Here is a 19,511-nt window from a genome sequence, read left to right as displayed (position 1 = left end):
AAGCAATGCCAAGCGTTGGGCCGGATCCTTTGGTCATTGCTATCTCTCCAGTTCAATTCTATAGCTCCTCCTCGATGGGGGGATTATCATGCCGTGGAGGAGCGCGACATATCCAAGGCCGGCAGGGGCGAGATGGTTTAGAATAGTCGCCATAACTGGGACCGTCCCCCCAGAAGATCCGCGGGGAGTGGCATTCGATCAAACAAAACCAAAAGCAAAGAACCGGCGCCGCAGGAAGAAAAGGGGGAACATGACAATCTCTCGACGCAAATTCCAAAGTGTGGATCACGGAAACCAAACCTAAGGGTCGCCAGCGCATAGGTGTGGAAGGGCCTTTCGGCATCTACTGGAGGCTACCACGGCCCATCGCGGCGGAACTGAACGTCGCTGTTATCCCTATCGAGTGCAGCCATCCGCGAGCTCCTACACCGGTCGGAGATCGATGGAGAGAGCCGCGCCGGCACAATTCGAAGAGATCATGGACAGCAGGCACCGTGATTCAACGCTGCTGCGCGCGACGACCAGTCCTGTGTTTTTTGCGCCTGTGTTTGAATAGTGCCGCATAGCCAATCACTTTTCTGGAATGGCGCATGACGGCGAAGCGCCCCTACTCCAAAGAGCCGAAGAGCCGAGATGAGTGCCCGTGATCAAACCCTGTGGCGCTGCGGTCAACTTCGGATATCTGATCCAAATCATCATCGGTTGCCCATGACGTCGTCCGGCACCTGCACGGCGCTACACACCCATGGGTATATCGGGTTCTATCTCGTTGAATCCAAGCTTGCTGTAGTGTGGCAGGCCAACCTCGGTGGCGATCATTCGGCATTCGATGCAAGAGCGAGCTTCACCTGCCGAAACGTTGCACCGCAAGCACAGCCCTTTCGTAGCGACAAAGCTCCTGATTGGCAATGTTCGCTATCGGCACCCCCCAGGTTTTTTGCGCATCAGCTGGCTGACTCACGAGCGACATAATCCCCACGATGCTAAGCGCTCCTCTTGTTTTCAACCATGCTTCGACCTCAGAGTTGCAGTGAACATACCATTGGCGGCGACTTACGATCGCAAAGGTTCTGTAAATTTTTTGCGCTGCCGAGCTAAGTTGTTTGTTTAATCCCGAGGATGATGGCGGCGGTTGATGAAGCCGAGGAACTTGGCGAAAGGTTTCTTGTAGCGCGTAGCGATTCGCCGCCTGCTTGAGCTCGCGACGAAGTTCCCGTCACCCTAAGCGGTTTTAGCCGACTAGGTGGGAACGTGCTGATATTAGCGGCAGCGCGGAGGAATGCCGAGCTCGCGGCCTCGGTCGAGAATCGCTCCGTCGGCCTCCAAACTCCCAAGCCGGGATTCGATCACCGGGGGCACTCAAACAAAATTTTACAGAACCTTAATGGCGGCAAATCCCGGACAGTAGTACGTTCATCACCACGTCCGGGGTCAGACCCCACTAATTCGACGCTGTACAGACGCAATGCAAGGTCCACAACCATGGTAAGAAGAGCGCTCATCCTGGTTGAAGGTCATAGGAGTAATGGTCCCCTCTACATCCGAGCGGCCCAGTGCATTGGACTTCATCCAATTGTCTTGTCGGCTGATCCAGCTCAGTACGACTATCTTGCAGCGGAAAGCATTGAGACAATCCGTGTTGATACAAGCAATTTCGACGCGCTGGTCACCGAATGTTCCCGGCTGAATGCGAGCTATGACATCGCTGGCATTACGGGCCTCAAGGAGGCGTTCTATGCGACAGTTGGCAAGCTTTGCCGGTATTTCGATCTACCGGGACCGAATCCCACATCCATTGCGCGGTGCTGCGACAAACTCGTTCAACGTCAGCTCCTCGCGAAGGCCTGCCTTCCGATCCCTGCTTATCGATTGGCAGTGACTGCGACAGATGTAGAACGCTCTGCTGCCGAGATTGGCCTGCCGGTGGTTCTTAAACCAGTGGTCGGCAGCGGCAGCACCGGTGTCCGATTGTGCCGCAACCTCGAGGAGTTAGCCGAACATACGACCTTTCTGTCGGGCGGCAAGCACACAGGGGAGTCCTCGCCGAGAATACTGGTCGAAGAATTCGCACAAGGCCCCCTTTATGTCGCCAATTTAATGGGAGATGAGGTCATTGGAATTACCGCCTATGAGTTCGGCCCGCCACCGCATTTCCTCTCTCATGAATACACCTGTCCGGCCCCGCTAATTCATGACGAGCATCAACGTATCGCCCATGTGTCGCTGAGCTGTTTGCGAGCTCTCGGCCTTGGCTGGGGGCCATCAAATATTGAATTCCGGTGGACGATGCTTGGCCCAGTGGTCATCGAAGTCAATCCGCGTATGGCTGGTGGAGACCCTGAACTGATTCAGCTGTGTTACGGTGTCGATCTCATCGCCGAGCACATCAAACTTGTGATAGGCGAGGAATGGGATTTGCGCAAAAGGCATTCGCAGGCTGCGTCCACCCGGTGCTTAGTTCCTGATCGCGATGGCATCCTCGATTGGAGCGATGACGGCAGCCGGGCCGCTGCCCTAACTGGTGTCGTCGAGGTCAAATACCTTGCTGAATCCATGACGCCTATCGTCAGGAAAGGGGATTTCCGAGACTACATCGGGTATGTCATCGCGGCTTCACCCAGTCGTGCTCAGACCGCGGCGATACTTCAGCGTGCCGTCGACTTAATCGATTGGTCGATCACACCCTTTCCCCCCACTTGCGGATAAGAAGTCGTGTCACGGGCGTAGATGCTATGCGGCGAACGGCGAAGGGTGGCACTTTCGGCGGCTAAAATCAACTCTCAGAAGACGACCGCCGGCACAAAGGTAGGAGAATTTGCTGCACTGAAGCACGCCTCGCGACGCCAAGCAAAGACCTCTGCGGCCTAGTGCCACCTACGCACATTGGTAGCTATAACGAGGTTTGGTAACAAACTATGTTTGCTCTCGAAGCGGAAGTTATGCATTCGCTCTTAGAATGTATCCTGTTAAAGACGTGCGATTTCGCCAAGGCCCAACGATAGTTCAGGGGTGGCGGAGGTTTGCGTGTTCGGTGAAACCCGAGCCGACGTGCCTGGTGAATCGCCGTCGGAAAGTCAAATATTGCCCGTCGTTGAAAGTGCTCGTAAGGGACAGTTGTAGGCATTAATAAGATTAATACGTTTAGCAACGCAATGAGAAGATAGGGTCAGGAGAACCGAAATTGACAGCAGAGTTTAGCTATGATGAGAATTTGGCTTCCGTCTATGAAAAATTAACTGGTATGGTAGGCAAGGTCGCCGAGGCAGATGAAACAGCTATCTTTCTTGAGCGGTTTTCCAGCGGAAGGAGTGCTTTCGAACTAGGCATAGGCAACGGGCGCGTAGCGGTGCCGTTGAGCGAGCGCGGCGTAAAGGTCGAAGGTATCGACAATTCGGATAGCATGTTGAAGCTCCTCGCCAAGCGTACCGATCTGATTAAGGCTTGGAAGGTGGACATTGCCGATTTCAGCTCAGAGCAACGCTACGATCTTGTTTATTGTGTTCATAGTACATTTACGCTGCTCTGCCGCCGCGAACAGCAAATAACTTGTCTCCGATCTGCCGCGAAGGCGTTAGACGATGAGGGCGTTTTGGCGATAGAGCTGCGTGTGCCAGCCTTGGATGGGTTCGTCAGCGGCCAAAGAACGACTACTACGCTCGTGGATCGCGAGAATACAATCGTTAATGTGGAAATTCACGACCCACTAAGCCAGAACTTGCTTTCATCCCTCCTGTGGTTTTCTGGCAGCTCGGTCAGACGTTTTCCACAACGTATTCGTTACGTTTATCATCAGGAGCTCGATACGATGGCCGAATTCGTTGGGCTGGAGCTAGCGGAGCGTTGGGGAGATTGGGGGAGAGGTGCGTTCACCAACGTCTCCAAACGTCAAATCTCAGTTTACCGTCGAACCACCTCGTAATCCGTGACCTGCCAGTTAGACTAATCTTAAGACGACAAAAAGGAGCGCTTCGGGGATCTTTGATCCGAATCCAGTCTCTGGGCCCGCCGGTTGGATCACCGCTGATCTCGCGACCCGCCATGCCGCGCTACATGGAGATGATGCTGCTGTCGAACTCGGCACTGGGTATTTGGCAGTTAACTTCAGATCCAATGTTTCGGGCCGCCCGAGCGTTCTAGATCAAGCGTAGTCTTGCTTTCAAGTGCCCGTCAGAACCGACTTCTTCGAATAGCCGTTGCGGAGAGTGGCGTTGCTGGCGTTTTTATCTTCAATCGTTCAGTTCTGGAATTGCAAGGAGTTGGTAGCCATCTGCACGATCCGGACCTCCCTAGTGTGGAGAGCCACCTCCATCGCGACGGCAGCAGCGTCGGCTTCAATCCGCGCCGCGTCTCTTCGCAACGATGCGGCCAAGCCGCGTCGACATCAATAAAAAGGCCGCTCGGGGTTCCGGCACTGTCCCGCTGAGGCTCTATGCTTAGCTTTCCTTCGACATGTGACGGATGATGGGATGATGTCTCAACGATGTCGCAGCGCTGTGTTGAAGGGCAGAAGGGCACGCACCCCAACAGCGCTCGGCACACCCCGTGCTTTGCAAGCATACAAAAAGAAGTCGGGGGCATCGCCTCTATTGGCGCATCGCGCGCGACGAGGGCAACTCCATCTCTTTCGTACTCAGGTGCGCCGAGGGCGGTATGCGGGCCCAGGGTATGCTATGTCTCTGAGCTTCTCGGCTCGAAGAGGGGCAAGGGCTCGGCGTCTATCAAGGATCGGAATGACGCCATTCCGCACGCGTTCTGGTTTTTGAGCGTACTACGCTACGCCTGCTGTGAGCGTGATGAGCCCGCATCCATCTGAAAACGCGATGGCAACGTCCGGAACATTATATTGGTGAACTCAACATCAAGTGGCGCATACTTGGCAGGCAGCGAACGAACCGCAACCGCCCGTCAACGCAGTCCGTAAAAATCGAGTGAAGTGAAGTGCAGATCAAAGATGTCCTGCTCGCGCCTGGCACCGGCGCATTTTTCTATGACGATCAGGAAGCCATTAGGTCTGGCGCTATCCAGGACGGCTTCGTCTATGTCGGTGGACCGACAACGCTCGGATTCAACTCGATACGCATTCCAGCATCTTCGCTCAGCGTCGGGCTCGTCCTTGCCGACGACACCGTTGTCTGGGGCGACATGATGAACGTCCAATACTCTGGTGCCGGTGGGCGCGATCCCGTGTTCGATATCAATGAAATCTCATCTTTAACGTCACGCGTTGTCGCGCCGCGGCTCCTTGATGTGGATGCCTCTCGCTTTCGTGGTTCTTGCACGGATGTCTTGGAAGCGCTCGAACAGCGGTTACCTTCGGCTGTTGAATATGGCGTTAGCCAAGCTCTCCTTCGCGCAGCCGCCCATCTTCAGCGCAAAACGATGGCGGAGATCATATGCACGGAGTTCGGTCTGGTGCTGCCGACCCGCAAGGTCCCGATTTACTGCCAGAGCGGTGATGCTCGCGAAATCAACGTCGACAAGATGATCCTGAAAGCGGTGGATGTGCTTCCCCACGGTCTGATCAATTCGCGGCAGAAATTCGGCGTCGACGGCCAGACCTTCATGGATTTCGTGAAATGGGTTGCAACACGCACGTGCGAAATCAGCCGCCCGGGGTATCATCCGGTCTTGCATTTCGATGTGTATGGCTGGATCGGCCAGGAAATTGGCTTGGAGCCGCAACGCATCGCCGACTTCATCTCCAAAGTTGCAGATACCGTTGCGGGCTTCACGCTCAACATCGAGTCCCCGGCGGATTTTGGTTCCACGCAAGCGCAAATTGAGAATTATGCCGAGATCGTATCGATTTTGGACAAGCGGGATTCCAGCGCTCGTATTGTCGTCGATGAGAGATGCAATACGTTAGAAGATATTCGGCTCTTTGCCGAAGCGAAGGCCGCGCATCTGCTCCAAATCAAGACGCCAGACGTCGGCTCAATCGCCGATACGGCTCGCGCGGTTCTTATCTGCAAGGAAAACAAAGTAGGGGCTTATGTCGGTGGGAGCTGTACCGAAACGGATCTCTCCGCGCAGGCTTCAGTCCACGTCTCTGTAGCGACCCAAGCCGACATGATGCTTGCAAAGCCCGGAATGGGTGTCGACGAGGCATTCTCAATTGTTGGGAATGAACAAAACCGGTTGCTGGCGATACTGAACCGTCGTCGGGCTCAAAACGAAAAAATTGGATGAAAAGCACGGTGTCGCATGCAGAACTCTCTTGAGGCGATTACGGTCGTAGCCGTAGAGCAGGCGGTGGCGGCGCCTTACGCATCATCACGGCTTGCGGATGCTGGGGCCCGGGTCATTAAGATCGAGAGGCCGGAAGGGGATTTTGCCCGAAAGTACGACAAGTTGGTGCGGGGACAGAGCGCTTACTTCGTCTGGCTCAACCGGGGTAAGGAGTCGGTTTGTCTGGACCTGAGATCGGAAGCTGACTGCGGCGTGCTGGACACGCTTATTGCCAGTGCTGACATCTTCATCCAAAATCTGAAACCGGGCAGCATAGAAAGACTCGGTTTTGGGTCTGCGGATCTCCGTCGGCGTTTTCCACGGCTGATCACCTGCGACATCTCTGGTTTCGGGGAGACAGGCCCGTATTCCCATTTGAAGGCATATGATCTCATCGTTCAGGCTGAAACGGGTCTGTGCGCGATCACCGGGAACCAACAAGGGCCCGCACGTGTCGGAGTCTCGGTTTGCGACATCTCGGCGGGCATGACCGCGCATAGCGCCATTCTTCAGGCGCTGTACCACCGCGAAGTCACCGGCGAAGGGGCCAGCATCCAGGTGTCACTTTTCGATGCCCTGGCCGATTGGATGAACGTGCCGGTTCTGCAAAGCGACTACAGTGGGTATCACACGGTACGCGCCGGCGTGAAACACCCGTCGCTGGCGCCATATGGGGCGTATCGTTGCGCCGACGGCAAGGAGGTTGTTTTTTCGGTGCAAAATGACTGTGAATGGGTAAATTTCTGCGAGAAGTTCCTTAAACGAACCGAGCTGGCACGCGCACCTGGTTTTTCCGACAACATGGAGCGCCTCGATAATCGGGTGCAACTTGACGAGATTATCGCACTGCGCTTTTCCGAACTGTCCTGTCCCGAAGCAATGCAGGAGCTTGAGGCAGCCGGTCTGGCATATGGTCGACTGAACGAGGTGGCCGATGTTTCAAGACATCCACACGTTCGCAGAGCAACCGTTAGCACACCCGAAGGAACTATAGAGACGATAGCGCCGGCGGCGATCTTCAACGCGGAGCGTCCTTCGCTGCGCCCGGTTCCGGCTCTTGGTGCTCATACGCAGACTGTCCGGGAAGAGGTTCTGGGGCGTCTGCGCGATAGGGCCGCGTCAGCATGAGCGCGCATCGTGTCGGGACGCGCTCGCGATTTACAGAACGCGTGACGGTTCCTCGCCATCCAGTCCGGGCACTCTGCAAACTGGCTGCTACCGCCCTCGCAAAAATCAACCGCAGAGGCACTCCGTGATCAAGGACACCGTTTCGGCCGTTGAGAGCCCGAAGGTCTGTGCCCCGCTGGAGATCCCTGCTCTTCGTTGCCGCTCACGTTTCCCGCTTCGTGGGGGAGGGCTCATGAAAGGGGGGCGGACGGCATCATACTCGACCTCGAGTGTGATTTTTTATGGAATGAGGACCCTGTTTCAGGGGTGATTTTCGTCCAAACGGGACCCCTTAACGGTGGGGTCATCAAGATGCCTCCGGTTTGATCGGAGGCATTTGTGTTGTGCGCCCGGCATGGGCATCGACTAGGAGGTGGAAGTCCTCTCGTGAGCCGGTCACAGCGAGCGAAGCGAAGCCGATTTGGATGTTGGTTGTGGAGACGATTGCAAAGATACGCCGGCTGTCGCTGGTGCAGGGAAAGTCGATCAAGGCGATCTGCCGGGAGCTGAAGATCTCCCGGAAGGTGGTGCGCAAGGTTTTGCGTTCCGAGGAGACAGAGTTCCGCTACGAGCGCAAGCATCAGCCTTGTTCCCCGGATGGGCGCCTGGCGTGACGAGTTGGATCGGCTGCTGTCGGCGAATGCGGCCAAGTCTCAGCGGGAGCGGCTGACACTGATCCGCATCTTCGAGGAGCTTCCCGGCCTCGGCTATGACGGCAGCAGTTCGGTGTGGCGGCATGCTCAGAGTTGGGAGGCGGATCGCGGCAGCGCCGCGGCCGAAGCTTACATTCCGTTGAGCTTTGCGCCGGGCGAGGCCTACCAGTTCGACTGGAGCCACGAGATCGTTCTGCTCGACGGCGTGACGGTAACGGTGAAGGTGGCGCACATGCGGCTTTGCCACAGCCGTATGTTCTTCGTGCGGGCCTATCCGCGCGAAACGCAGGAGATGGTGTTCGACGCCCATGACCGGGCGTTCGGCTTCTTCCGCGGCGCCTGTACGCGCGGCATCTACGACAACATGAAGACGGCGGTGGACGCGATCTTCATCGGCAGGGATCGCCGCTACAACCGCCGCTTTGCGCAGATGTGCGGGCACCTTGTCGAGCCGGAGGCCTGCACGCCGGCGGCCGGCTGGGAGAAGGGGCAAGTCGAGAACCAGGTCGGGCTGGTGCGCGAGCGCTTCTTCACACCGAGGCTGCGCTTCAAGACGTTGGAGGATCTCAACGGCTGGCTGGCCGACAAATGCGTTGCCTATGCCAAGGCCCCGAACAGGGCGAGCGCACGATCTGGGACGTATTCGAAGAAGAGCGCGCCAGCTTCATTCCCTATGCCGGTCGCTTCGACGGCTTCCATTGCATTCCCGCGTCGGTGTCGAAGACCTGCACGGTGCGCTTCGAAAACAACAAATACTCGGTGCAGCCGTCGGCCGGCCGGTCGAGATCCATGCTTATGCCGACCGGATCATTATCCGCCAGGACGGTGTGGTCGTGGGCGAGCATGCCCGCTGCTTCGGCCGCAACGAGGGTCATCTACGATCCCTGGCACTACGTGCCGGTGCTGGCCCGCAAGCCGGGCGGATTGCGCAACGGCGCGCCGTTCCTTGGCTGGGTCCTGCCGTCGGCAATGGAGAAGGTGCGCCGCAAGCTCAAGGCGGTTGATGGCGGCGATCGGCAGATGGTGTCGATCCTCACCTGCGTGCTGACCGATGGATTGAGCGCGGTCGAGGCCGCCTGCCAGAAGCCATCGAGCACGGCGTCTCGTCGGCGGCGGGGATCCTCAAAATTCTGGCCCGCAGCCGCGATCCGGCGCCGGGCACGATCCTTTCCATTCCCCAGGGGCTGAAGCTGGCTCACGAGCCGATCGCCGACTGCGCCCGCTATGACAGCCTCAGGAGGACGAACAGCCATGGAACGCACCGAAGTATTGGAACTGATGGGGGCGCTGAAACTCTTCGGGATGCGCGCGGCCTATAACGAGATCATGGGCGTCGCCATTAAGCGGCAGCACGAACCGCCGAAGATCGTCGGCGATCTGTTGCAGGCCGAGATATCGGAGAAGCAGGCCCGCCCCATCAAGTACCAGCTCACCGTCGCCAAGCTTCCGCTGGGCCAAGGATATCGAGGACTTCGATTTTGCCGGCACGCCGGTCAACGAGAGCCTGATCCGCGATCTCACCGCCGGCGCCTTCGTCGCCGATCAGCGCAATGTCGTCCTGGTCGGCCGGACAGGCACCGGCAAGTCGCATCTGGCGATCGCCATTGCCCGTTCTCTCATCCGCACGGCGCACGCGGGCGCTTTTCAACGTTGTCGACCTCGTCAACAGGCTCGAGACCGAGACCCGTGCCGGCCGGCAGGGCCGCATTGCCGATCACCTTACCCGGCTCGACTTCGTCGTCTTCGATGAACTCGGCTATCTTCCCTTCGCCCAGGCCGGCGGGCAGTTGCTCTTCCATCTGGTCTCGAAACTTTACGAACGCACCAGCGTCATCATCACCACCAATCTCGCCTTCGGGGAATGGCCGAGCGAGCGTCTTCGGCGACGCCAAGATGACAACCGCGCTGCTCGACCGCCTCACCCATCATGCGAGATCGCCGAGACTGGCAACGAATCCTGGCGCTTCAAGAGCCGCTCTCAAAGCTGAAGTCCGAAAGCCAATCAGTCGCGCCCGATCAGGCTGTGCAGCCCCGACCAGCTTCGCCTGATCGGGCGCTTACCGGCGTGCCCTTCAATACCCCAATACCGGGGCCCCTTTTGCGCGAAAAAACAGGGTCCCGATTCCGTGGTCTTTGACAGTCAAACATTTGAGCAGCTTTGCGACTGGTTCCTTACGGGGGCCAAAGGCTGCGATGGAGCGCTCTTCGAGTTGCCTGGGGCTATGGTTGCCGAGGGCTGCGAAGACCCGGAAGGCCGAGATCCTTGCACGACTGCGTACTGTGCTCGGGCCGGACGCGCCGATCGTCGCTACGCTCGACCTGCACGCAAACGTCACGGCAAAGATGGCGGCAAACGCCTCGGCGCTGATTGCCGTGCGGACGTATCCTCACATTGACTATTATGAACGCGCCTGGCAGGGCGCAGAACTGCTCGACCGCGCTCTGCGTGGTGAGATTCGTCCTCGGACGGTCATCGCCAAGCGCCCGATGGCGCATGGTCTCGATGGCGGGCGTACTCAGGTCGGCCCGATGCGCGAGCTGATCAACCGCGGAGAGGCGTTGGAGTCCTCCGGAAAGGCACTGGTAGTGAGCGTCTGCGCTGGATTCGAACTGAGTGACATTTACGATGTCGGGCCCAGCGTCACCGTTACTGTCGATGGCGACACCACCGCGGCGCAGCGCATTGCAGAGGAATTTATGGATTACGCATGGCAGACACGTGAGTTTCTCTCCTCCCCTTGGACATCAGCCACCGCTGCCCAAGCAGTGGAGCAAGCAAAAGCCGGCGAATTGAATGCCAAAAAGCCCTTGGTGCTCCCTGATAACAGCGACAATCCGGGCGGCGGTGCATACGGAGACGCTACGGATTTGCTGCGAGCTATGATCGCGGCCGACCTCCAGAACGCGGCCTTCCATGCGATCTTCGATCCGGCGGCGGTTCAGGCCGGCATCGCCATCGGTGTGGGGAACAGCGGGCGGATGGCTCTTGGTGGCAAGCATGCCCCTGAGATGGGCGGTGGACCGCTCGAAGTCGAAGCGCAGGTGGTGTCAATAACTAGCGGACATTTCCGCTGCTATGGTCCTTCGTTCTTGGCGGAGGCGGGTGGAACAGCTTCGGGCCGAGCCTGATGCTCCGTGTGGGCGGCATCGAAGTCGCGGTAATCTCGCGAAATATCCAAGGAGTCGACCTTGCGCAACTTACCTCTCTTGGCGTGGACCCGCTTCACTGCGCGACTATCGCGCTCAAGTCATCTCATCATTTCCGCGCGGCCTTCGAACCGATCGCACGCGAAGTGCTCATGGTGGACGGCGGTGGGATGTTGGGTTCAGAACTCCTGTTAAGGTTGCGCCATGTCCGCCGTCCGATCTGGCCACTTGACGACATCAAACTCTAGGATACGGACGAATTAGGCTGTGCAGGCCAGAGCAAAGTTTGTCAGAAACTGCGCCACGTCGGCAGTTTCACGGCGAACGAGAGAAAACATGGGGATGGTCGACTTCGACGGGCGGCACTATTTTGACGGCCGCGCTTCCGATCCAAACGAGCTCCATTAGATGCTCGGCAGCCCGCCACCGACCACAAGCGCCTTCGAGTGATGTGGGACGGATCTTGCCTCCGTCCCGACCATTCACCAGCTACCGCTCCGAATCCGGTTTTCGCGCTCCTGCAAAGGAGCTCGATTTTACAGGCCGATACGAGTTCAGCCCGTTCGTCACGGCGGTCGGGCAGGGATGTTCATGATACCCCACGCCGCTATCTGCTGATCTTAAGATTTGAGGGGCTGCCCGGATGGTCCTAAACCTGGCCTTTAGCAACAGGTTGGCAGGAAGGGCTGACCGGGCGCGGAACTGTTCGGAGAGCATACGGTGCGCATTGTCATTGCCCGCCTCAATCATGAACCAATACATTCTCAGCCGTCTCAAAAGCCTCGTCTTCTACGAGTCCGCCGGGGTTGGCGGTGGCCGCGAGCGGCGTGATCACCTCCGCTCCCTTTAAGAGTGCAATCGTAAAAGGCGCCTAGCGCCGCCTTCGGCATCGGCTTGAATACGGCAAATGGCCGCCGCCGTTGTTGCCGCCTGTCGAATGTGGTTGCGACGCGATTCCTCTCGATTTGCACGGGGCTATGGTGACGCGCAGTTTCGATGTCGGCGAGGGAGAACTGCTGGCACGAGCCAGAAGGGCTGCCGCTGACGTTTCTCTCGGGGTGGCGCTCGATCTGCATGGTACATCACGCAGCGCATGGTGTACAATTGCGACTGCATGGTCGGTTTTCAAGACATATCCCCATTTCGACATGTCCACGACCGGCGAGCCAATCTGAGAAGTAAAAGCGGACGATTGCAGCGCCGTGCACTGTGGGGGAAGGTTGTTGCTGGGAGCGATGGCAACTATGTCGTGTCCGGACCGATCTATTCCGATCAGCTTTGCCATATACGGAGGGCCGTTTTAAACTGACGCGGCGATCGTTCTCAGATCTTGGCGTCTTTCACTGTGCGGCAATAGATCCGCTAAACGCACGCTAACCCATTCTCAAGTCGAGAATGTATTGTCAGCCTGTCTTTGAAAGGCACTGCAAAGCAGCTATAGAGTGCGCAAGCGGCGGCATCACCAGCTCCAATTACAATCTGCTTTCTTTTCGGAAACTCGCCCGGCCCATCTATCCGCTGGATGGCGACGTCCACCGGGAGCCGTAGAACGTTTGATTCTTCGTGTAACCGGTCGGAAAAGTCCCGGACGGCTGCGCCCTGTACAGAGTAGGTTCCATCATCCGCGGCGCAAGTTTTACGAACTGCATATCCGTGGGATCCCGCAGGGCGCGACGGTTTCGGTCACAACCATGAGCAAACTGTGGGAGGTCTAGAACGAGGTCCGCGGCAAGGATGCCGATAGCCGCGCTGCGCTGCGTCAGGAAAAGTCCGGCCATCCTCGAGAGCCTCTTCGAGCATTGGGGGAAGGAACTGGGCAAGGTCTCTCCGGAATCCAAGACCGCCGAGGCAATCCGGTATGCGCTCACCCGACGAGAGGCGCTCGAACGCTTTCTATGACGGACGGTCGCATCGAGATCGACTCCAACATCGTCTAGCGCGCCATCAGGCCCCAGACAATTACTCGCAAAAACAGCCTATTTGCCGGCAGCGAGGGCGGTGGACGAACTTGGGCGACCGTAGCCACACTTCTGCAAACGACCAAAATGAATGGCATCGATCCGCTCGCCTGATCTCACAGACCTTGACCGCATCGCCCGGCGCTGGCCCGTAGCCGAAATCGAAATGCTCATGCCCTGGAACTTCAAGCCAGACGCCATCAGCTAACCGGTTACGCTTGGACTTATCAGCTTACCGCATGATCTTGATGGTGCCCACGCCGTAGCTCCGCAACAGAATGATCTCGGCGCGCCAAATGTGCTTCTGCGGCGCATTGCGATCTCTGATCAGCGCGCCCAAACGCTGACAGTCAATCGAAGAAACAGTGAGCAATATTCCTGTGTGGCAGTGACTTCAGCGAAATCCGTCAAAAGCTATACTGTTGTCCTTGGCTCGAACTTAACAAGATCAATATTGATCATGCTGTTAAATTTTCGCACGTTGGGGTCGCTATAGAGCTTCTTCTTGACGAAGACGTAAAAGGCCTCGACGTCCTCGACCGTCACGATGAGGACGAAATCGACTTCGCCTGTAACCATATAGCATTGCTTGACCTCCCTGGCTGAGTGCATCGCGCGCTTGAAGTGGTTGACAAACTCCAGGCGTTCACAGTCAAGCTCTACTGTCACAACAACGGTAATCGATTTGCAAAAAGCCTTCGGATCGAGTATCGACATATACACAATGACATCTTCTGCATGGAACTTTTTCACTCGACGGATTCTATAGAGACGGAAGAAACGAGAGTTCGGCAAAGACTGCCGATTCCTGTGTAGCGCTGTTGGGATCCTTTTGTCTAGGTCGTCCGCGGTCCGATGCTGGCCTTACCTCAAAATTTAATATTTACCTTACAAGTTTTGCAATTTCTTAATTTTTTTACATGAGGCATTCAGAGTCGGCACACGCGCCACCAGTTTGATAGCGGTCTCGCGCGATGGTTCCAAGAGCGCGTCGGCGCCGGCAAGGGGCGCATCCCCGGGCGCATCCACCCTTCCGGAGGGCGCCACGACGCCAAAATGGTCCGTTGAACATCGCACCCACCGTCGCCATACGCCCCAGTCATCGAACGGTGTAACGAATCCTACAAGTAACTTCAAAGAATCTTTGCAACCGCTAATCGCGACGAATGGTACGTTCACCCACAGTCGGGGGTTTTAGGCCGCTCGGGGTTTGGGCAATCGGCATCCGGCCACTTATAAGTATCTCGACTCAAACACGAGTAAGTGTCGCCTGAGACAGGAGTCGCGCTCTGAATGGTCCAAGTCTCGTGTCCTCGCAACATCAGCGCACCTAGGAAAGTAACATGCCGACTCAGCATTCCGCCAGTTCCATCGAACCTGCAGGAGGCAGGGCGAGCATTGCGACGAGAGAACTTGTAGAAGCGGCTACAGATGAAGTTTGGAGGCCATTCATGTGTCACCAGACATTCGATGGCGCAGATGCGGCTGAGATTATCGCCGAGAACGGGCAGCAGCCAAGGGTTTACTCTGGCGACGCTCTTTGTTGCGGCACATTCGGCGAGCTGTTGCAAGGCCAATTGCCAATCGGCTCCCTTTCCCGTGACTCCCACTTTTTGGTCACGATGCCCATCGCGCTCTTTGCGCGTGCCCACTTCATGCCGATCTCGGGCACACGGTCCGTAGCCGTTTATCCGTCACACAAAGTCAAAGCAAAACGACTGGCTGAGAGTCTCGTGATTGCGCTCGGCTCCTCGGGAGGAATCCTCTTTTTGCAATCTGAGCTTCCGGAAGGCAAAGGGCTGGCGAGTTCGTCTGCGGATCTTGTTGCGACTGCACGGTCAATCGCCTGCTGCTTCAAGCATAGAGTCCGGACGTCGTTGATCGAGAAGCTAATGGCGGAGATTGAGCCGTCCGACGGAGTAATGTACCCCGGCGTGGTGGCATATCAGCAGCGAGCATGTAGCCTTCTCTCATTTCTCGGACAAATGCCGCCGCTTGCAATCGTTGGTATCGATGAAGGGGGAACGGTCGAAACCGTCGACTATGATCATCGGCGAGGTGAAATCTCCGCCACTCGCAGAGCAGAGTATCAGGAATTACTCGACCGCGCCCGCATGGCAATTCCGCGCGGTGACACTGCCACGATAGGCAGAATAGCTACAGCCAGCGCTCTCCTGCATCAGGAGCGGACTCCAAAGGAGCATCTGAATTCGATGTTGAATGCATCCGAGGCTACTAACGCTCTTGGGGTCATAGTCGCGCACAGCGGCACAATGATTGGAATCCTGCTTGATCGAATGGCGGCTGACTTTCCACAGAAGCTTCGGTCTGTGCTCGCCCACGTATCGCCGTTCGACAACTCGCCTAAAATTTATCTGACCATGACTGGCTGAGGTAAGCAATATGGACGCTGATCGCAAATGCATGCCATTCTCCGGCTATTCTGATGCCTATGCTCTTCCCAGCATCATTAGATGTGAGACAAACCTTTATCTTGCGCAGTTCGCGTTCATGAAGCTTCTACCTGCAAAGTACATTATCGAGCAGGCGCTGGCTCGGGGGACTTTGACGCACGGCATGAAAGTTCTCGAAACCTCGAGCGGAACCTTCGCGCTGGGTCTGGCCGTGGTGTGCCTGGAACGTGGATTCCAGCTAGAAATCTTCACAGACCCAGTGATGGAAAAAGGCCTGGAAAACAGGTTGAGCTCCCTGGGAGCTGAAGTCTTCATAATAACTGAAAAGGCGAGGCGCGGTGGCTATCAAAGAAGCCGCCTTGACGCATTGCACGCCAGGATGAGACAGTTGGGCCACTCCTGTTTCTGGCCCCGGCAATACGAAACACCGGACAACCCCGCCGCCTATTGGGTCTTGGCCGACCAAATATCAGAGATGTTGGACGCCGACGTAACTCTGGTCGGTTCTGTCGGGTCCGGCGGCTCTACCTGTGGAACGATCGAGCGCCTCCGCCAAAAAGCCCCTGGGGCGCGCCTGATTGGAGTGGATACCTTCAACAGCGTCATTTTTGGCCAACGGGATGGCGAACGGAAACTGCGGGGGCTGGGGAACAGTCTAGTCCCCAAGAACGTGAAGCATGAGCTGTACGACGAGGTGCATCTCATCTCGGCTCCGCTCGCATTTGCTGCAACGCGATCCCTGCACGCGCGGCACGCCGTTTTCGCCGGTCCCACCTCCGGAGCGAGCTACATCGTCGGGCGTTGGCGCGCTCGACAGTATCCAAGAGAGACCGTAGTCGTCATATGTCCTGATGAAGGCCACCGCTACGTCGAAGCCGTTTACGACCACGAGTGGCTGAAGAAGAACGGATGTCTACATGAAGGTGTTCTGCTGGACGCGCCGGCAACCGAAAATCACCCTTCGACGGCTCTCCCGCCATGGAACCGATATCTTTGGAAGCGGAAAAGCCGGGAAGCTGTCCTGACCCTTTTGGAGGAGGTTTGATGAACGGAGGTAGCTTCCTTTTCGTGGAAAGCAACACGACTGGCACCGGCGAACTATTGATGAAGCGGGCCCGACTCCTGGGCTTTGAGACCTATCTCGTTACGCGCAATCCTGCGCGCTATCCGTTTCTCAAGGACTCGGTCGCCAAAGTGATTGAAGCTGAAACGCGCAGTCCGCACGAACTCCTCAGGGTCGCTGCCAAATTAACAGGCCTGGCAGGTATATACTCGTCGTCGGATTATTTTGTGAAAGCAGCGTCAAGTGCTGCGATGGAGATGGGGCTACCAGCAGCGAATTCGGAGGCTATCGCCACATGCCGGAACAAATGGAAGCAAGCGGCCGAGTTACAGCGACAATCAATCCCGATTCCTGAAACACGGCTGGCCACTTCCGTCAGAGATGTCGAGAATATTCTTGCCCAAGCTACTCTGCCGGTGGTCGTCAAACCGGTGTCCGGTAGTGGTAGTAGCGGCGTGAGGTTGTGCGATACTGCCACAGCCGCCGTCAAAGCGTTTGAGAGCGCAAGGGGCGCACTGCTTGAACAAGTAGGTCTGCCCAGTCCCGACATCCTCATCCAGCAATATGTCGAGGGTAAGGAATACTCCGCAGAGATAATTGCCTACAATGGGACGCTGCATTGTCTTGGAATTCTTGCCAAGCATAAAGGGCCGCCTCCCTGCTTCGTCGAGGTGGGGCACGACTTCCCGGCATCGCTACCGGAGCCATCTCTACGGGAACTGGCCTCTTTTGCCGCAGGCGCGGTCTCGGCTCTGGGCCTGAATTTCGGACCGTCTCATGTGGAGTTCGTGATAACGGAGTCGGGCCCCGTCATCATCGAGGTCAACCCCAGACTGGCTGGAGGGATGATTCCAGTCATGCTCTCCCACGCCCTGGGAACGTCAATCCTTGACATGGTGATTAGACTTTACGCGGGAGAAGGGTTCACGCCTCCCCACGCGAGCGCAAGGGCGGGAGCCATCCGTTTCCAACTCGTTCATAAATCCGGCAAGCTCAAACGCCTGGGCTTTTCTCGAAATCCAGACCCGACTGTGCCAGAGGCCGGGCTACTGAAATCTGAAGGGGACGAAGTTCAAATAGAGGGCGACTTCAGAGACAGAGTAGCCTACGCCGTAGGCGTCGCTGATGAACTCGATGCCGCCGCCGCCGCAGCTGATCGGATGATCGATTCCATTGTGATCGATATCGAGACGGCTGCTGGCGAATCGGACAAGCAAGACCTTGGGTCGAGCGAGGGCAGCTGGAACTTACATCCCGAAGCGATGAAGTTGCTCGCCCCGCCTATCGAAATCTCACGCGATGGCCGCTTTCTGCAGCACCAGGCGGCCATAGACGAAGCACATCTGGTGATGCTTGCGGACCAGGGTTTGGTCAGCCAGGCGGCCGCTGCCGATCTCCTCAAGCACGTCTTGGACCTTCAGGACGAGCGCTTTCAGTCTTTGGAGGGCCGCGATGCTCCGCGTGGACTTTATTTGGCCTACGAGGCTGAACTTGAGGCCAGAGCCGGTCCGGAAAAGGCCGGCTGGCTGCACCTGGCGAGATCCCGGAACGACCTGAACGCGACCATTTCTCTCCTGGTCCTTCGGGAAGCCGCGTGGTCCATCTCTCAAGAAATGGAGAGCCTACAAGATGCCCTGCTTCAGCGAGTGGAGGAAGCATCGAGGCTTGTGGCTCCTCTGTACAGTCAGTACCAGATCGCACTTCCCGGATCGCCAGGGCACTACCTACTAAGCGTTTTCTTCGCTCTGGGGCGCGAGCGTCAGCGTCTCCACTGCCTGCTGGGAGACATGAGGAACTGCCCTATGGGAGCTGGTGCCGGCGGAGGCACCAGCATGCCTATAGATCCCCTGAAGACTGCAAATCTTCTGGGATTCGAACTACCGTCATTCAATTCACTTGATGCGGTCGCAAGCCGCGATCATCATCTGCAAGGGCTTTCAATCTTTGCTGGCGTTTCAATCTTGCTCAGTCGGGTGGCCCAGGACCTGCAGGTTTGGACAACGCGTGAGTTCGCTCTCATAGACGTTCCTCGAAATCTTGCCGGCGGCTCTTCCATGCTGCCTCAGAAGAAGAACCCGTTTCTGCTTGAACACATCAAGGGATCGGCAAGCACCATAATCGGCGCATACGTTTCTGCGGCAACGGCTACGTGTAAATCGCCTTTCAGCAACTCGATCGAAGCAAGCAACTACGGCTGCTCTCCATTAGGCCTTGCAGAAGATGCCCTGAAGCGGGCCATCATCCTCACGTCGCTTATCGTGAAGGACATGTCGTTCAACGTGAGGTCAATGCGCGAACACCTGGAAGATGGCTTATCTATGACGGCCGTCGCCGCCGAACGGATGGCGTCGCGATGCATTCCTTTCAGGAAGGCCCATACACAAATTGGCGAGTTCGCAAGGCGCCTGGCTGAGAATAGGCACGTGGCGGAGCGCCGAAGCCAACTGGCTAGCCAGCTCGGTGGCGTGCTGCCAGGGAGCCTCGAAGAGTGCAGGGATGCTCTGCAATTCGGAGGTGGACCCGGAAAAAGATCAGTTGACGACCAGATTTCTGTAGCAAAAACACTGTTTCGGGAAATGCAGCTGAAATGTGAGGAGATACGGGAGCGGTGGGCTGGCGCCGAGGTGCACCGCAAACGACGAGTGAAAGAATTCGTTGATTGACGTATGCATACGCTGAAGTGTAAGCGCGTCGCTGATCCCCTCCGGATTTGCTCGAGCGCCGTTGCGGATCAGCGCCCGACGACCACGTGCGACTTACCGGTGCCTGTGCCCGCCGACCAGAACGACACTGCGCTGATCGGCGACGAAGGCTCCGCCGGCGAGGCCACGGATGAAGCTCTCGTTGAAAATCACCCCTCAAACAGGGTCCTCATTCCACG

The 19,511-nt window shown here is 57.2% G+C and carries 13 protein-coding genes and 5 pseudogenes; 15 read left to right on the top strand and 3 right to left on the bottom strand.

What is annotated here, in order from left to right; translation table 11 throughout:
• Window positions 1-1,482 precede the first annotated feature (1,482 nt).
• The 5 genes and pseudogenes from AC0L2V_RS23230 to istA all read left to right on the top strand — a co-directional run bounded on the left by AC0L2V_RS23230 (window position 1,483) and on the right by istA (window position 9,367).
• Window positions 1,483-2,706: an ATP-grasp domain-containing protein gene (locus AC0L2V_RS23230; RefSeq protein WP_473521310.1), complete on the top strand. Its 1,224-nt coding sequence runs from the start codon at window positions 1,483-1,485 to the stop codon at window positions 2,704-2,706.
• 475 nt (window positions 2,707-3,181) lie between these two features.
• Window positions 3,182-3,919 carry a class I SAM-dependent DNA methyltransferase gene (locus AC0L2V_RS23225; protein WP_473521309.1) on the top strand — a complete coding sequence of 246 codons (738 nt, stop codon included), beginning with the start codon at window positions 3,182-3,184 and terminating at the stop codon, window positions 3,917-3,919.
• 1,019 nt (window positions 3,920-4,938) lie between these two features.
• A complete protein-coding gene (locus AC0L2V_RS23220) occupies window positions 4,939-6,189 on the top strand; it encodes a methylaspartate ammonia-lyase (RefSeq protein WP_473521308.1) in 1,251 nt (416 codons plus the stop codon).
• 15 nt (window positions 6,190-6,204) lie between these two features.
• Window positions 6,205-7,356 (top strand): CaiB/BaiF CoA transferase family protein, encoded by a 1,152-nt coding sequence (locus AC0L2V_RS23215; RefSeq protein WP_473521307.1) that lies wholly within the window; start codon window positions 6,205-6,207, stop codon window positions 7,354-7,356.
• A 464-nt stretch (window positions 7,357-7,820) separates the two neighbouring features.
• Window positions 7,821-9,367 (top strand): annotated as a pseudogene (istA, locus tag AC0L2V_RS23210) (IS21 family transposase).
• Here istA and AC0L2V_RS23205 read toward each other — a convergent pair.
• Window positions 9,282-9,545 carry a hypothetical protein gene (locus AC0L2V_RS23205; protein WP_473521323.1) on the bottom strand — a complete coding sequence of 88 codons (264 nt, stop codon included), beginning with the start codon at window positions 9,543-9,545 and terminating at the stop codon, window positions 9,282-9,284. The pseudogene istA and the gene AC0L2V_RS23205 overlap by 86 nt on opposite strands.
• Between AC0L2V_RS23205 and AC0L2V_RS23200 the strand changes: the two are divergent.
• From AC0L2V_RS23200 to AC0L2V_RS23170, 7 genes and pseudogenes are all read left to right on the top strand, one after another.
• A pseudogene (locus tag AC0L2V_RS23200) lies at window positions 9,511-9,621 on the top strand (IS21-like element helper ATPase IstB); the annotation flags it as partial. The gene AC0L2V_RS23205 and the pseudogene AC0L2V_RS23200 overlap by 35 nt on opposite strands.
• A gap of 31 nt (window positions 9,622-9,652) precedes the next feature.
• Window positions 9,653-10,036: an ATP-binding protein gene (locus AC0L2V_RS23195; RefSeq protein WP_473521306.1), complete on the top strand. Its 384-nt coding sequence runs from the start codon at window positions 9,653-9,655 to the stop codon at window positions 10,034-10,036.
• A gap of 138 nt (window positions 10,037-10,174) precedes the next feature.
• A pseudogene (locus AC0L2V_RS23190) lies at window positions 10,175-10,246 on the top strand (hypothetical protein); the annotation flags it as partial.
• A gap of 28 nt (window positions 10,247-10,274) precedes the next feature.
• Complete coding sequence (locus AC0L2V_RS23185) at window positions 10,275-11,177, top strand: M81 family metallopeptidase (protein WP_473521305.1); 903 nt, start codon at window positions 10,275-10,277, stop codon at window positions 11,175-11,177.
• Between the two features lie 8 nt (window positions 11,178-11,185).
• Window positions 11,186-11,443, top strand: a complete 258-nt coding sequence (locus tag AC0L2V_RS23180) for an MlrC C-terminal domain-containing protein (RefSeq protein ID WP_473521304.1) — start codon at window positions 11,186-11,188, stop codon at window positions 11,441-11,443.
• A 672-nt stretch (window positions 11,444-12,115) separates the two neighbouring features.
• Window positions 12,116-12,370, top strand: coding sequence for a M81 family metallopeptidase (locus tag AC0L2V_RS23175; RefSeq protein WP_473521303.1), 255 nt, complete (start codon window positions 12,116-12,118; stop codon window positions 12,368-12,370).
• Between the two features lie 444 nt (window positions 12,371-12,814).
• Window positions 12,815-13,361: pseudogene (locus tag AC0L2V_RS23170) on the top strand (IS66 family transposase); the annotation flags it as partial.
• A 27-nt stretch (window positions 13,362-13,388) separates the two neighbouring features.
• Here AC0L2V_RS23170 and AC0L2V_RS23165 read toward each other — a convergent pair.
• A pseudogene (locus tag AC0L2V_RS23165) lies at window positions 13,389-13,529 on the bottom strand (IS630 family transposase); the annotation flags it as partial.
• 38 nt (window positions 13,530-13,567) lie between these two features.
• On the bottom strand, window positions 13,568-13,906 hold the full coding sequence (locus tag AC0L2V_RS23160; RefSeq protein ID WP_473521302.1) for an Lrp/AsnC family transcriptional regulator: 339 nt from the start codon (window positions 13,904-13,906) through the stop codon (window positions 13,568-13,570).
• A gap of 590 nt (window positions 13,907-14,496) precedes the next feature.
• Here AC0L2V_RS23160 and AC0L2V_RS23155 point away from each other — a divergent pair.
• The 3 genes from AC0L2V_RS23155 to AC0L2V_RS23145 are packed head-to-tail and all read left to right on the top strand — an operon-like array spanning window position 14,497 to window position 19,293.
• Window positions 14,497-15,546, top strand: coding sequence for a GHMP family kinase ATP-binding protein (locus AC0L2V_RS23155; RefSeq protein ID WP_473521301.1), 1,050 nt, complete (start codon window positions 14,497-14,499; stop codon window positions 15,544-15,546).
• 10 nt (window positions 15,547-15,556) lie between these two features.
• Window positions 15,557-16,612 carry a cysteine synthase family protein gene (locus tag AC0L2V_RS23150; protein ID WP_473521300.1) on the top strand — a complete coding sequence of 352 codons (1,056 nt, stop codon included), beginning with the start codon at window positions 15,557-15,559 and terminating at the stop codon, window positions 16,610-16,612.
• Window positions 16,612-19,293: a lyase family protein gene (locus tag AC0L2V_RS23145; RefSeq protein WP_473521299.1), complete on the top strand. Its 2,682-nt coding sequence runs from the start codon at window positions 16,612-16,614 to the stop codon at window positions 19,291-19,293. Before AC0L2V_RS23150 ends, AC0L2V_RS23145 begins: the two co-directional genes overlap by 1 nt.
• The last annotated feature ends 218 nt before the right edge of the window (window positions 19,294-19,511 follow it).

Source organism: Mesorhizobium sp. WSM4814, from assembly GCF_055811595.1.
This window is presented reverse-complemented; position numbering and strand designations above follow the sequence as displayed.

Coding starts and splice junctions, on each gene's coding strand:
- AC0L2V_RS23150 (WP_473521300.1), top strand. CDS start 15,557: ATGGACGCTGATCGCAAATGCATGCCATTCTCCGGCTATTCTGATGCC.
- AC0L2V_RS23215 (WP_473521307.1), top strand. CDS start 6,205: ATGCAGAACTCTCTTGAGGCGATTACGGTCGTAGCCGTAGAGCAGGCG.
- AC0L2V_RS23155 (WP_473521301.1), top strand. CDS start 14,497: ATGCCGACTCAGCATTCCGCCAGTTCCATCGAACCTGCAGGAGGCAGG.
- AC0L2V_RS23145 (WP_473521299.1), top strand. CDS start 16,612: ATGAACGGAGGTAGCTTCCTTTTCGTGGAAAGCAACACGACTGGCACC.
- AC0L2V_RS23230 (WP_473521310.1), top strand. CDS start 1,483: ATGGTAAGAAGAGCGCTCATCCTGGTTGAAGGTCATAGGAGTAATGGT.